Here is a 14,613-nt window from a genome sequence, read left to right as displayed (position 1 = left end):
CAGAGTTATAAAATCAACATTGATCTTTAACAAAGCCAAATATAAAACAAAGAACCAGGCATAGTTAATGTCTGGTTCTTTTGTTTATGTGTCACGATTTATTCCTTTTCCTGTAACAGAAGCCGGTACTTCTAAGATGATTTTCGTTCCTTTTCCTGGTGAAGTAGAAACGGTGAGTTCTCCGCCAACGGAACGTGCCCGTTCATCCATACTAAACAGACCAACTCCATGGGTTTGTTCAGATAAATCAAATCCGCACCCCTGGTCTTCAATCATTACCCTAATAATATCGTCTATTTTTCTTACAGTCACAGTTGCTTCGGAAACTTCTGCATACTTTCGGACATTTGTTAATGCTTCCTGAATAATTCGATAAATGGTTAGTTCGATACCAATATCCAGACGCTGATTCAGCACACAGTCAAAATAAACATCAATATTATAGTTCTCAGAATACCGTGAAAGGAAGGATCGAATCGCTGGAACAAGGCCGAGATCATCTAATACAGAGGGACGCAGCTCCCAGGAAATTTCTCGAATTTCTTCAATTAGTTCTGTTGCTTCCTTTTGCATTTGTTGGATTAATGGGTGGTCTACTTCAGTCATTAAACGGTTGATTGTAATCAAATGACTATATAAATTTTGTCCAATTCCATCATGTAAATTTCGTGATAAACGCTTGCGTTCCTCTTCTTGAACATCTATGATAGTCGTCATCATGGATTGCAATTCTTGTTCTACACGTTTTCTTTCCGTAATTTCAAAACGAATGGCTAAATATTGATATGGTTTACCCTTATCATCTAAAAATGGAACAATAGTTGTGTCTACCCAATAGTATGACCCATCCTTCGCTCTATTTCGAATTTCACCCTTCCAAACCTCACCGGAACCGATTGTTCTCCACATTTCTCTAAAAAATTCCTTTGAATGGTATCCAGAGTTTAAAATATGATGATCTTGACCCAAAAGCTCCTCTTTAGAATACTTTGAAATTCGGCAAAATTGATCGTTTATATATGTAATGATCCCTTTAGAATCTGTTATTGCAACAATCGATGATTCATCGAGAGCAAACTTAGTATCCATCAATTCCTGCATCGACTTGTTTAATTCTAACTTAAGGTAGGCTAGCTCGTTCGAAGGGTGCTTTAATTCCTTATCCATTCCATGCCTCCTTCATAAACGTAAAATATGGCTTTTTAGGATTTGCTCCAACAAATGAGCACTTTCCTTTACAAGCTCATGACTCCGCTCAGAAAAAATATGCTTTTCTCTATTACCAATAAGCAAGACACCTTTAGGAACAGCATTAAAAAACAATGGGACTGCGTAAGTGGATACTAGTTTTTCCGCTAGCATGATTGGATGGTCAGTAATCTTACCGATAATATCATTAGGAAAATCAACCATCTCCATCGGGCTGCCGCTAGAAATGATTTTCCCTGCAATGCCTTTTCCAAAGCGGACAGTTATACGTTTGTATTTATCATTCAAGTTGCCTGCTGCAAAGTGCCATCTGACATCAGGGCCTGCTTCATTTTGCAGGGCAAGGGCAACAAACTCACAGCCGGCTGCTTTTTTTAATTGATTACATACGTTACTAACGGCCTGCAGTTCCTTTATTTCAGACATCCTAGAAGATTCTCCTTACATTCCATATCCTAATAACCCCTTTTTTAATGCGTATTCAACCAATTCGGGTCGGGTTTTCATTTGGAGTTTTTCCATTAAGTTTCCTTTATGAGTTTCAACCGTTTTTACACTTATGACTAACTGCTCGGCAATCTCTTTGTTTGCATAACCTTTTGCAACGAGTGTTAACACTTCTTTTTCTCGGTCTGATAACAGATTAAAGGTATCATTATTTCCATGCTTCGTACTGGCTAAATATTCTTCCATTAATCGTTTAGTTGCTGCTGGATGAAGATATGCGTCACCAAGGGCTACCGATTCAATTGCTGACATTAATTCATCATGCGGGGCACTTTTTAAAATGCATCCTGAAGCACCTGCTTGGACCGCTCTAAATAAGTACTCTTCATCATCATGCATGGTCAGAATTAGAATGTTTACTTCTGGCATGAGCTTTTTTAACTCGGCAGTAGCTGACAATCCGTCCTTTCCGTGCGGCATACTTAAATCCATAACGACAACATTTGGTTTTAGCTTTAGCGCCTTTTTTATACCTTCATTTCCTTCTGAGGCTTCACCTATCACTTGCATATCCGGGTGATTATTCAGTAGCATCGTCAGACCCATTCTTACAACAGCATGATCATCCACCAAGAGAATTCTTATCAATTTCAGCCCTCCTTTTTCCCTCAATAGGGAAGAGAAATTTCAATCGTTGTTCCTTCTCCTATTGTAGAGGAAATATCACACGTTCCGCCAGTTAGATGCATCCGTTCCTTCATGGCCGAAATACCTAGAGTATTATCTGTCTCTTCTGCTTTAAATCCTTGACCAAAATCACAAATACACATATTTAGTTCATATTCTCCCCAATAAAAATCAATTTTTACTTCAGATGTATCTGCATACTTGGCAATATTAGTTAGTGCTTCCTGGCAGACGCGAAAAACAGCAATCCGGTGTCTCTCGGGAAGTTGCCTTTCCTCTCCAGTTGAGTTCAAATCAACAAGAATTCCAAATGTAGAGGTATATAGCTTAATATAGCTCTTAATCGCTGGAAGTAATCCAAGTGTTGTAAGGGTAGGCGGATGCAATTCAACAGATAGAAGCCTAATCTCCTGAATGTTTTTTTCAAGTAACTCTGTCATTTCATGTAAATAATTCTTTAAATGCTGCTGTTTGGTACTTGATTGAACGAATTGTAATCCAGTTAAGATGCTATAGAGATTTTGGCCAACCCCTTCATGGAGCTCTTGGGAAATCCGTTTAATCTCTTCTTCCTGTGAATGTATAATGTATGAGCTTATTTGCTGGTTATTTGTTGGTTGCTCCATCATTAACCTCCTAACCACTGTTTAATTTTTATTCATGTCTGTTGATTGAAGCTCAAGGCACTTCGCTCAATCAACAGAGTGAACTAAAACAACAATGTACTTTTATTGTAAAAAAAAAGCCAGGTTATTAATTGACCTGAACCTTTTTAATCGTATAGGTTAAACCGCTTTTTGGATCTGATGCTGAAAAGGCTGTTGCCGTTTGGCTTACATTACTTGCCAATGGAACTGCAAGAAAATAGAAGTTATCAAAATAGAAACGGATATGTGTGCCATCAGGGCAGTTCTGGACTTTCTTCACCTTTTTCTGAAGAATTGGTGCTTGATCCTTTACTTGTGCATCCTGAATAATAACTTCAACAGATTCTCCGACGAATCGCTGCAGCTCATCTATGCTAATGGGTTCCACAGCTATTACATCCTCTCTTGGCAGGATAAATGAACATTTTATAGCCTTGAAGATACTCCCAAAACTTATCCCCTGCATTTTCTTCAAGAAAACGGATGGATTCCTCTTCAGATGTCCAATCACTCATACCCTTCACTTCTGCAATAACCATCTCGGCCCCATTTAAATTCTTTTCTTCAAGATACCATTTCAAACGCTTTTTTCCAAATGTACTTTTTAATAATTCATCAATTTCAATCGCAAAATTATCCGATTGTGCTCTCATAAAACAAAAATCGATATATGTCTCACTATTCATGAACATTCACACCCTTTTTATAGATAAGGAATGCAACTGGAAACAATATGACATTGATGATTGCAGCAATAATTGTCTTCGAATAATTTTCATAAAAGTATTGGTGAACCATGAATTGGGTAACAATAATATTCAACATTAAAACAGCTAGAAGGAGGGCAACACTTACGTAACTACGCTTCATAACGTTTCACCCCCACGGCATATACAGCACCGTTTTCTACTTTCACATAAATTTCAGGGAGTGGGCGTCTTGGCGGACCCGCAGTTGGTGTACCCGTCTCCACGTCAAACTTTCCATGATGACAGGGGCAAATCATTTCACCTTCATCCTTTTTCCAAAATACAGGACAACGAAGATGGGTACAGGCGTTTTGATAAGCTACGTACTTCGATTCCGAAAGTCTTATTAAAATTGCACTATCATGTTCTCCAGGAAAGGCAAAGTCAGTTGAATCACCAACAGCCAATGACTTGACATCGGTTATTTTCTGTTTCGGATATTTTTTATCCCCAAGGCCATTTAATTCTTTAGCCGCCAATACTCCCCATGGAAGAGAGGAAACAGCGAATACGCCCGCTGCACCTACCAATGTTTTCATAAACCCGCGACGGTCTAGCTTTCTTTCATTATTGCGATTTATATTATGGGTATAATTATCTTCTTCAAATGGGATTTTATTATTCTTATCCGTCATGTCTAATCCCTCCTAAAACAATTTCGTGACGCCCTGTAAAATACCAGGAAGATTCACTCTTACATTTGTTTCGCCTTCTAACGGCATACTTGTCACCCATTTATCATTGTCTAAATTAAATTGACTTTGTTTCGCATCAATTTCTTCCTCTGTTAACCACTGGATTGTATTGGAAGGACAAACACTCGCACACATTGGCGGTATGCCGTCTTTCGTCCTGTCGATACATAAATCACACTTGTACATTAGATTTTGCTCAGTATCAAACTTTGGAATACCATACGGACAGGCAATGGTACAGTTCTGGCAACCTATACACTTTTCTACAAGAGCAGATAAAACCGCGCCAGTTTCGTGAATCTGAATAGCCTGAGCCGGACAGCTTCTCGCACAGGCTGGATTCACACAGTGAAGGCACATCAGAGGCATCGTTTGACGGTTGACGAGCGGGTTCACATCGTAAACATAGTTACGATTACGCTCCTCATGGCCGCCGCATTGCGTACAAGCCGCCAAGCAAGAGCGACACCCAATACAGTTTTCAAGTTCTAAATAAAGCCTCTTTTTCATTTACTGCACCTTCTTTAGTTCTAGTTTTTCAATCTGCGCTGCGCATGCTTTAAATTCAGGCATCCGTGACATCGGGTCTAGGGCTGGAATTGTTAATAGATTAATAGATTTATCATGACCCCAATGGTATGGAACGAAAACTGTATCTTTTCGAATCGCTTCAGTAATTTTCACTTTATATTCTGCTTCGCCTCTACGGGTATATAAGCGGACAAATTCTTCATGTTCGATATTGTAGAGGGCAGCTGTTTCTGGATGTACCTCTACAAATGGCTCTGGGCACATATCACGTAAGAAATTGATTCTTCTTGTTTGGTTACCTGATAAATAATGATAGACAACACGTCCTGTTGTTAAGCGTAATGGAAAGTCTTCATTTGGCTCTTCAGCCGGCGGACGGTATGGCAACGCACAAATTTTTGCTTTTCCATCAGGATGATAGAATTTTTTATCCAAAAACATATGTGGTGTTCCTTTATCATCTTCATCTTTACATGGCCAGAATACGCCATCTTGCTTTTCGATTTTATCCCAAGTGATTCCGTAGTAATCTGCATAGCCACCTTTTGAAGCTAAACGGAATTCGTCGCCAACATCACTAGCCGTATTCAAATGAGAGAAGTATTTCCCTCTTCCTAAACGCTCACACAGCTCAACTTGAATTTGCCAATCTGGTTTAGATTCTCCAAGTGGCTCTTGTGCCTTGTTAATTTTTATACAACGTCCTTCAAGGTTAGTAACTGTCCCTTCGTCCTCAGACCATGTAGTTGTTGGCAAGATTACATCAGCATATTCAGCAGATTCCGATAGATAGAAATCAGCGCATACCATGAAATCCAGGTTCTTTAACTGTTCCCTTACATAATTTAAGTTTGGTGCAGATACTGCAGGATTTGAGCATAATAAGTACAAGCCACGAATTGTTTTTTGCTCCATTAATCCAAACATTTCATATGCGGAAACACCCTCTTTTGGCATTTCTTCTGGTTCGATACCCCACACCTTAGCTACTGCTTTAACATGGTCAGGATTTGCAATTTTCCTGTAGCCAGGTAATGCATCAGCTTTTTGACCATGCTCACGACCGCCTTGACCATTTCCCTGTCCCGTAAATGTTGCAACACCTGCTTTTGGCCGACCAATTTTACCAGTCACTAACGCCATGTTTGTGTACCCTGAAACATTGTCTACACCTTTAACCTGTTGTTCGATACCACGAGCAAACATAACAATCGCATTAGGTGCTTTTCCGTAAATTTCAGCAGCTTTGATTATCTTTTCAGGTGCAACTCCTGTTAATTCGCTTGTATATTCTGGTGTGAATTCTTTCACTAGTTCTTTTGTTTCTTCAAAACCGTTCGTATGATTGTTAACAAATTCTTCATCAGCATAGCCGTTTTGAATGAGTAAGTTTAAAATTCCATTTGCAAGCGCTAGATCTGTTCCTGGTCTTAAATCCAAATGAACATCTGCTCTTCTTGCAATAGGGGTTTCACGAGGATCAGCTACGATTAAATAACCGCCTCTTTCCTGAACTGCCCAAACGCGGAACATTGATGTTGGGTGACAGTCAGCCGTGTTACTGCCGGCAATAAACAAACAGTCCGTTTCATGAAGATCTGTCCAAGGAAGTGTTGAACCACGGTCAACCCCAAAGGATCTCATAAATCCACCTGCAGCACTTGCCATGCAGAAACGGCCGTTATAGTCGATGTAGCGAGTTTGTAAGCCAACACGTGCAAATTTTCCAGTAAGGTAACATTTTTCATTGGTCATAGATACACCGCTATAAACACTAAGTGAATCCTTACCATAATCATGTTGCAGCTCTTGGAATTTTTTCACGATTAAGTCATATGCTTCATCCCAGGTTGCTTCACGGAAGCCGTCCTTTGTTCCTTTTAAGGATGCATCATCACGGATTAAAGGTTTTAGCAGGCGATCATCATGGTTGGTTTGCTGATAAGCAGTAACCCCTTTTGGACACATTTTTCCTAATGTAACAGGCCAGTCATAACGAGGCTCAACACCGATAATCTTATTTGTCTTTGTATTTACACGTAAGTTCATCCCACATTGCATTCCACAATAGCTGCAGTGTGTTTTCACAAGTGTTTCATTCGGATGTCTTACATTCTCAACTTCTTTAAAAAACTTATCCCTTTGCATTCTGGTTTGCCTCCTTGACCTTCACTTGATGTGTCGCGAATCCTGAGAACCTTGAAATTCTATATTTTCTGCGGCATGGCAGACATAATTCAGCTAGATTAAAGCCATCTTCCATGTTAAATTCGATATCATTTACACCTAATACTTGAACAACGTCGCTTGATTGTTCAACTGAAACAAATTCATCTCCACAAACCTTACATTCTTTCATTGCTTGTGCACTGTAATGCTCACGGTAATTCTTTGCTAATACACTCATCGGACGGAAAGGTATATGGGCTAGCTTTCCAAAGGGCAAGTAAATCAGTGTCACGATTACAGAGAATTGATGAATCAATGACATCTGCGGCTGCATCCAGCCATGCAGGAAAACATTCTGGAAGGTTAATAAAAGACCTGTAATTGAAATAAACAATAATAAGTAAAGCGGCAGGAAGTCATAAATGAATTTTTGTTCTGCTCTTGCCTGCATGTTTTTCAAGCGGCGGTATAATGCCATACATACTCCGGCAATAACCATTGTTGCTGAAATATTTAGTGCATTATATGAGAACCAAGCGATGATCCCATCTGCTTTAACTTCCATCAAGTTCATTCCCATTAAGACGATTGTATAGAGACCGTTTTCGTCCATGGTAAAATACATCCAGCCAAACACGAGTGGAAACGTGACTAGGCAGGCTAAAACACAACCCCAACCGATTAAAATATGCTGAATCCAGCGGTAGAATCCACGATTCCAGATGAAGTTGTAGATGGCTAAATGATCAACAGATGTTTTAGCTGTACTTTTTCTAAATAGCAGTTTTAAGCCTTTTTTAATAAAAAGCTTTGTTGGCGGTCTTTCCCCCCAAGCTATAAAGCGATAGAAAAAGCCGCCAATGAATACAATCGTTCCGACCATGTATCCATAAAGATTTAAATCAACATGTGTAAACATTCTAGTGGCGATAAAAGATAACAATACAATAGCAGAAACCGTTAAGAACATCGATTTAGCAAAATGGGATGCAAATGCGTTATCAATCGAGCTTTCAGCTTTTATAGTAGTAGAAGTATTTAAATGCATTTTTTGTTCCTCCTCAAAAAAATAACACTAACGTTTTTCTTACTCTAATTGTAAGAAAAACGTTAGTGTTACATTAATAGGGGAACTCCCCCATCCTCCGAGGAAAAAACCCTTAGATATGCAATTTCAGACAAACTTTTGACACAAGTTATGATGGAAGGTATTTTTTGCGCCAAGAATTTAAAAGCAATAGAATAAAAATCCCAACCTGAAGTGAAAACAGTACGGCATCCCAGAAAAGTAAGCTTGTTGGCGGATGGGTAAACCCAGGGAGTAATTTGTTCCCTGCATGGATAATTTCTGGAATATAATAAATGAAATACAATGAAATTGATATGACAACCCCAAGGAAGTACAGGATAGTATAGAGAAATACCGTCCTTCTTTCCTCTGAAAACAGAACTTCTTTCCGAGCATTGAGTCTTAGAAAGGTAAGTTTATTTCTAATATTTTGTTTCGCATTTTCCATTAAATTGTAGCATCCAGATACATTTTCAAAAACAAAATATAAATCTGTTTTCATATATATACAGCATTGATAGATAATTCTCAGAACAATGTCAAACACCGCTAAGTTTAATAATCCATTAAATAACCAGGAACCACTCGGAAACAACAATTGAGAAACAAGGACAATGAAGAGGATAACCATATCAAAACAAAGACCTGCTAGAAAAAGAACATTTCGCTCTTTCGGTGCAAGTTTCCAAACGGATGACATATCCGTTTCAATGACCACAAAGAACATACGGTGTCCAACCCCCAGTTTTGTGGGGAGATTGTGTGCTCTCATGGCCAAAATATGACCAAACTCATGTACTAACAGCAGCAAAAACGTAAAAGACATCCATAAAACCACATTTAATGCCATGATGTCAAAAACAAATATATCTTCATGATGTGGAAATAGAGAGGGATGGGTAATGAAAAGGAAAAGATTTATTATAAATAATACAAAATACAATGGATAGGTAAGCTTATTGAAAAATATTTTCCCAATAGTTGGAGGAATCGCTAAAAAACCCAATCTTTCCTTTTGCTTTTGCTTCTTATCAACCTGTACCCCGTCAATTTCAGCAATTAAATCTAATTCAAGCAGCTGTTCACCAAAATCCAGGAGATTAACTTCCTCCATAGGATATTTATCTTTAAGCTCACGCTCAATATCTCCTAATTGGTCACCTTGATGTATCAAATTGATTGCATCAATGCAAACCTCTGACATTTCATAAAACTCGCCAGATATCTGATCCTCGACAATAAAATGTTTCTTATCCTTACGAATCTCAATCGGGACTAATGAAAGACATGAATCGATTGTTATGGTCATCTAAACACCGTTCCTTACTACCATATAATTTAAAAAAAGGATGCATAGCATTCGCTAGCATCCCATTTTCCTATGTTTTAATTCCGATCCAAGGGCACCACCAGCAAGTTGTTCTTACTTTCTTTAGCTTCCGGATTCTCATCTTTCCACCTCCTTAAGTAATTCCCATTTTTTTGACCATGGATATGTTTCATGAAATTTAACCCATGACGGATAAACCAGGATGAAGTCTTCCACTAGCCTTGGATCAAACTGGGTACCCTTTCCTTCAATAATTCGACGATAGGCTTCTTCAACAGGCATTGCATCTCGATAGGACCTTGAAGAAGTCATTGCATCAAAGGCATCTGCAAATGCAGTGACTCTAGCAAGCAAAGGAATCTCTTCACCCGTTAATTGATCAGGATAGCCTTTCCCATCCCAACGTTCATGATGAGAGCGAATCACACAAATACTATCCTTAATTCCTTCAACATTTTTAACTGCTTCTGCTCCAACAGTTGGATGAGTTTTTATGATATCAAATTCCTCTTTAGTAAGTTTAGCTGGTTTCATTAGAATATGATCAGGAATATTCACTTTACCAATATCATGTAGTAAACAAGCATAATAAAATGACTTTTCTTCCTCTTTTGAGAGTTTCCCAATTTCTTTTATCATTAGTAAGGCATAACTAGCTACACGTTCACTATGACCTCTAGTATATTGATCCTTCAGTTCAAGTGTAGCAATAACTCCTTTAACAATCCCTTCTAACTGGTTATCATAGGTTTTACTAATAGCCCGTACATACCCTTGAAAACGTACTAACAGAAAGTAGGACATAGTGGATAAAATAGCTATTAATATAATTGGCATGATAACAAAGAAAATCTGTAATATAATACCAGTAAGTGCATATTTTACAGTAACACCGAGAGTCACAATCCAGTAATATCTTGTATTAAGGAAAAGCGGTAATGATAGGATTAAAAATACATCTACGATATTCCCGCTTGAATAAGTATCACCGATACCATAGTAGGTTAAGATATCCACAAAAAGTGAGGTTACTAAATAGCTAAAAACAAATACATATTTAGTCAAATATTGCTTATTAGTTTTATTAAAATAAAGCGCCGCTGGAAATATTAGCAAAAGTACCACATAGTTCAAATACCAATAGATGCTTGGAAAACCTATTTCCCTATCAACTATGCTTATAGGTGCTATAAAATAATAAAAAATATCATAGCCAATCAAAATAATATATGAAATTAATAGAAACCATTTAACCGTTTGTTTTTCTTCATGCGGAATCATTTTATCCTCCAGTGCATTTAAACAAAAATTACCATTTAATATTATAAAAATATTAAATTCGCTACTCTTCTACATTATATAACATAGGTAGTAGCCTTGTAACATGATAATTTGATGTTTTTTGTATAAATATAGAATTATTTCGCTCTAGTATTATTTTGAGTTATAGGTATGATTACATTTACCGTCGTCCCCTTATCAAGACTACTATCAATGGTCATTTTTCCATGGTGATCACTGATAATTTGATTTGAAACCAATAACCCAAGCCCTGTACCATCCTGTTTTGTTGTATAGAATGGTTCACCCAAACTTAAAATGTCTTCGTCTGCTATTCCACAACCTTCATCCTGTATTGAAATTAGCATCCTTTTCCCTTCAATTACTTTTACATTTATCCTTATCTTTCCACCGTTTGGCATCGATTCTTTCGCGTTTTTAATCAAATTTATGAACATTTGTTTTAACTGGTTTGCATCGCAATCTAATGGAGGCAGCGGCCCTTCCATTATGGTATCAACCATTACTCCTTGACTTTCAGACTTCTGTTTAGTAATCGACAATGTGTATGTAATGATTTCCTCAATACTTGCTTTTTCAAATGTAATAACTTTTGGTTTACCAAGATACATCAAGTCATTGACTATCGAGTTGATTCTATCAATTTCTTGAATCATGATTGGAGCATATTCACTAGTATTTGGGTGCCGTTCTTGTTGCAATTGAGTAAATCCCCTTAATGAAGAAAGTGGATTTTTGATTTCATGTCCAATAGCTGTGGCCATTTGACCGATAACAGCAAGCTTCTCTTTTTGGCGAAGTTCATTATGTGCTAGTGTTATGGAGTTAATATAAGAGCTAAAACGATTTAATATGGCATACGCCAATAAAGAAAGTATAATATATATCCCCATAGGGGCTAGAACTAAGGGTTCCCATAAAACAATCCCCACAAATACATATTTAACAATCATGACTATTGATACAGTCCAGAAATATCTTTTATTAACAAATATAGGTGTGAAAAGTACAATTAAAACTTCGACTATATGACCTGCAGCAAATGTTTTGTCCGTTCCAAGATACATCATTAAGCTATTTACTGTATCTAGAATTATAAAGGTAAATACAAATAGATATTTAACAATATATGGATTTCCTTTTTTGTAAAAATGCATGGTTACGGGTATTAAACCAAAAATAAAAACATACGCCAAAGGACCTACGCCATCTGAATTTCCAATTATTCCCCCATTCGAAAAACTAGGATAAATATAATAAAAGAGCAGTTCATATGCAATATAGGTAATATAAAATAACCATAAAAATAGATTTAGTGCTTTTTTCTCTTCATATATTAACTTTGGATTGTTAATGCCCTCATTCATTCCTGTAACTCCCCTAAAATAATTCAGTTGCATTTTGTATTTTTCTACTACTATTCTACCATCTTTCCTGACGATTAATGATAAAATTTTTGGCAATTCGATGATATTCGACAAATTTCGTAATTTTGGTGAGCAAATTACGAAAAAAGCCAACCATTCTTTGCAAATGGTTGGCTTTTTTTAAGAAATCATCATCAATTCTTTTTTTCCTTCAGGGAGAATCATCAATACCTCTGTCCCGATACCTAGTTCACTTTTGTAGGAAACTTTTCCGTTCATCGCTTCAATAATCCTTAATGATACTGAAGTTCCAAGTCCTGTTCCCTTATCCTTTGTTGTATAAAATAAGGTGCCAATCCGCGAAAGTTGTTCATGTGTCATCCCTTTGCCTGTGTCCAAAATAGTAACATTTGCTAGAGTCCCGCTTGGTTGGTAGCAAACGGTAACTTTTCCACTCTCGGGGGTCGCTTCAATTGCATTTTTAATAAGATTAACGAGTGCCTGTTTCAATTGATTTCGATCAGTAATAAGATGGAAGTCAGTTGAATCTAAAACACTTTCAAGCTGAACTCCTTGTTTTACTGCAAGTGGGTCAAGGAGCATAACAACTTCTGTTAATACATTGGGTAAGGAGAAATCTTCTATTTTTTCAAACTTAGGTTTGGCAAAGTTTAGGTAATCACTGATTATTGACTCTGCCCTGCCTAGTTCACTTAAAACTAGTGAAAGATACTCGTAATTTTTGCCCTTCTCATCCTGTTGCATCAACTGTAAAAAACCTTTTACAACAGTTAAAGGATTACGGACTTCATGGGCAATCGATGCAGCAAGCTCCCCTAAAGTGTTGAGCTTTTCAGCCCGTTGGATTTCTTCTTTCATCCTCGATCGTTCATGTAACCCCTCATATAATTTGGCAGCGATCGTTATGGCTATCGTATCAATTATCCCAACAATAAGTATATCCGGAATATTAAAATTAAGTGTTAATGAGTCGCCAACAAAGCTCTGGTGGGCAGTAAAGGATAAATAGCAAACTAGTAAGGACCAAGCACCAATACCTGTTGTTACCAGTACTCGTTTATTCGGGGCAAAGTGCCAAAACTTTTTCATTAGGAGAATGGGTACGATTGCTATAAATACAGTATTTACTAACCCATAAACGACTGTATCTCCTCCAATAAGCATACGCCCGCCAAAAATGGTAGCAAAAACCATTCCTCCTGCAACTGGTCCACCATAAAGAAATGCTATTACGAGCGGAACATAGCGAAGGTCCCAGGTAAAATCATATTTTGCATATGAAAATATCATACAGGCAAATGCTGCCGTACTGTGTAATAAACCACTAACTATTGGAGAATTAAACTTTCTTTTGCCATCCATAAGGACACTTGACAGCAGAATCGGCGATAGAGTAATTAACATATTTAAGAGAAGTTTTTCTGCCAGCATTTTACTTCCTCCAACCAATCTATATATCATTAACAATACCACAAAAAATGGCATATTCCATTAGTTTCTAGTTACATTTCTGACACAAATAAAACTCCGTTCTTAGAGACTTTTTCCGGTAAATTTTCCATAGAATACGTAGCATTTACGATCCTCATCTATTTCCCGCGAATCCAAGTGGAACTCTAAAAACTTTCCATTTTTATGAATAAAGAGAAAATCTGAATGAAGAGTTGTTAAGATATCTTCATGTTCCCATACTTCCTTACTTTCCAATAGAATGGATGTTACGCCTTGAAGCTCACGTATTTCGAAGCCAATATGAGAATATTTTGTATCTGTTGAGTCATTGGAGTAGTTATCTTTTTTTACATACAACACTGCTGTACCATCCGGATCCATAGCTGTTGCTGTTACCTGAAACGTCTCTCTTTCTTTTACAAAATATTCACAGGTCATTCTAGCTACTGCCTCGGAGGGTGCAATGTTGGGATAGTTCCAAAGAGCAGGATATTTATTAAACTCATCATCCAGTCGATATTCCAACTTCATTTTCATCCCTCTTTCTTTTTCTTTTATTTTAAGATTGTTTTCCTGAAATTTACTTTTATAATAAATATATAACAAAAAAAGGAGCGTGAGAAGATGAAGAAAACCCAATGGTTAATTACTGGTGTTCTTACTTCTCTTGTCGCCGGAACCTTAGCCGGCTGTTCACAGGATTTGCCTCCTAAACCAGACGATACCAGCTGCTCTGATTGGGATTGGGATGATGAAGAAGGTGTTTGGCAATGTGATGATACCCGTTCGAGTCATTATGGTCATTTTTTTTACGGTGGTATGTTTTATCGAAGCAAGTCTGCACTCATGAATTCTTCTTCTTATAAATCTTATAAATCCTCATCCAGCTTTAAGAGTGGATTTGGCAGTGGCTCAAAAGGCGGATTTGGAGGCTAACA

Annotated in this window: 17 protein-coding genes; 1 reads left to right on the top strand and 16 read right to left on the bottom strand. The window is 37.4% G+C overall.

Features of this window, described 5'->3' with window-relative positions:
• Positions 1-84: 84 nt before the first annotated feature.
• The 16 genes from NSS81_RS16880 to NSS81_RS16805 form a co-directional block, all read right to left on the bottom strand.
• Complete coding sequence (locus tag NSS81_RS16880) at positions 85-1,167, bottom strand: PAS domain-containing protein (RefSeq protein ID WP_342429836.1); 1,083 nt, start codon at positions 1,165-1,167, stop codon at positions 85-87.
• A 12-nt stretch (positions 1,168-1,179) separates the two neighbouring features.
• Positions 1,180-1,635, bottom strand: a complete 456-nt coding sequence (locus tag NSS81_RS16875; protein WP_342429835.1) for a GAF domain-containing protein — start codon at positions 1,633-1,635, stop codon at positions 1,180-1,182.
• A 15-nt stretch (positions 1,636-1,650) separates the two neighbouring features.
• Positions 1,651-2,304, bottom strand: coding sequence for a response regulator transcription factor (locus tag NSS81_RS16870; RefSeq protein ID WP_342429834.1), 654 nt, complete (start codon positions 2,302-2,304; stop codon positions 1,651-1,653).
• Positions 2,305-2,324: 20 nt separating this feature from the next.
• Positions 2,325-2,972 carry a sensor histidine kinase gene (locus NSS81_RS16865; RefSeq protein ID WP_342429833.1) on the bottom strand — a complete coding sequence of 216 codons (648 nt, stop codon included), beginning with the start codon at positions 2,970-2,972 and terminating at the stop codon, positions 2,325-2,327.
• Between the two features lie 124 nt (positions 2,973-3,096).
• Positions 3,097-3,378 carry a hypothetical protein gene (locus NSS81_RS16860; RefSeq protein WP_342429832.1) on the bottom strand — a complete coding sequence of 94 codons (282 nt, stop codon included), beginning with the start codon at positions 3,376-3,378 and terminating at the stop codon, positions 3,097-3,099.
• The gene (locus NSS81_RS16855) at positions 3,365-3,676 is read right to left on the bottom strand and encodes a hypothetical protein (protein WP_342429831.1); all 312 of its coding nucleotides are present in this window, start codon (positions 3,674-3,676) and stop codon (positions 3,365-3,367) included. The genes NSS81_RS16860 and NSS81_RS16855 overlap by 14 nt, the downstream gene beginning before the upstream one ends.
• Positions 3,669-3,860, bottom strand: a complete 192-nt coding sequence (locus NSS81_RS16850) for a hypothetical protein (protein ID WP_342429830.1) — start codon at positions 3,858-3,860, stop codon at positions 3,669-3,671. Before NSS81_RS16850 ends, NSS81_RS16855 begins: the two co-directional genes overlap by 8 nt.
• Positions 3,850-4,374, bottom strand: a complete 525-nt coding sequence (locus NSS81_RS16845; protein ID WP_342429829.1) for a Rieske 2Fe-2S domain-containing protein — start codon at positions 4,372-4,374, stop codon at positions 3,850-3,852. Before NSS81_RS16845 ends, NSS81_RS16850 begins: the two co-directional genes overlap by 11 nt.
• A 12-nt stretch (positions 4,375-4,386) precedes the next feature.
• Complete coding sequence (locus NSS81_RS16840; protein WP_342429828.1) at positions 4,387-4,944, bottom strand: 4Fe-4S dicluster domain-containing protein; 558 nt, start codon at positions 4,942-4,944, stop codon at positions 4,387-4,389.
• A complete protein-coding gene (locus NSS81_RS16835; RefSeq protein ID WP_342429827.1) occupies positions 4,945-7,113 on the bottom strand; it encodes a molybdopterin oxidoreductase family protein in 2,169 nt (722 codons plus the stop codon).
• Entirely contained in the window at positions 7,100-8,182 is a 1,083-nt protein-coding gene (locus NSS81_RS16830; protein ID WP_342429826.1) for a hypothetical protein, read from the bottom strand. Before NSS81_RS16830 ends, NSS81_RS16835 begins: the two co-directional genes overlap by 14 nt.
• 148 nt (positions 8,183-8,330) lie before the next feature.
• The gene (locus NSS81_RS16825; protein WP_342429825.1) at positions 8,331-9,512 is read right to left on the bottom strand and encodes a hypothetical protein; all 1,182 of its coding nucleotides are present in this window, start codon (positions 9,510-9,512) and stop codon (positions 8,331-8,333) included.
• A gap of 138 nt (positions 9,513-9,650) precedes the next feature.
• Positions 9,651-10,814, bottom strand: coding sequence for an HD-GYP domain-containing protein (locus NSS81_RS16820; RefSeq protein WP_342429824.1), 1,164 nt, complete (start codon positions 10,812-10,814; stop codon positions 9,651-9,653).
• A 137-nt stretch (positions 10,815-10,951) separates the two neighbouring features.
• On the bottom strand, positions 10,952-12,202 hold the full coding sequence (locus NSS81_RS16815) for an ATP-binding protein (RefSeq protein ID WP_342429823.1): 1,251 nt from the start codon (positions 12,200-12,202) through the stop codon (positions 10,952-10,954).
• 180 nt (positions 12,203-12,382) lie between these two features.
• Positions 12,383-13,654: an ATP-binding protein gene (locus tag NSS81_RS16810; RefSeq protein WP_342429822.1), complete on the bottom strand. Its 1,272-nt coding sequence runs from the start codon at positions 13,652-13,654 to the stop codon at positions 12,383-12,385.
• Positions 13,655-13,756: 102 nt separating this feature from the next.
• Positions 13,757-14,206 (bottom strand): hypothetical protein, encoded by a 450-nt coding sequence (locus NSS81_RS16805; RefSeq protein ID WP_342429821.1) that lies wholly within the window; start codon positions 14,204-14,206, stop codon positions 13,757-13,759.
• Positions 14,207-14,299: 93 nt separating this feature from the next.
• Here NSS81_RS16805 and NSS81_RS16800 point away from each other — a divergent pair, with 93 nt between their 5' ends.
• Positions 14,300-14,611, top strand: coding sequence for a hypothetical protein (locus NSS81_RS16800; RefSeq protein ID WP_342429820.1), 312 nt, complete (start codon positions 14,300-14,302; stop codon positions 14,609-14,611).
• Positions 14,612-14,613 lie beyond the last annotated feature (2 nt).

The organism is Neobacillus sp. FSL H8-0543, from assembly GCF_038592905.1.
GTDB lineage: Bacteria > Bacillota > Bacilli > Bacillales > Cytobacillaceae > Neobacillus.
The sequence above is the reverse complement of the archived record's forward strand: the minus strand, read 5'-3'. Positions and strand labels throughout refer to the sequence as shown.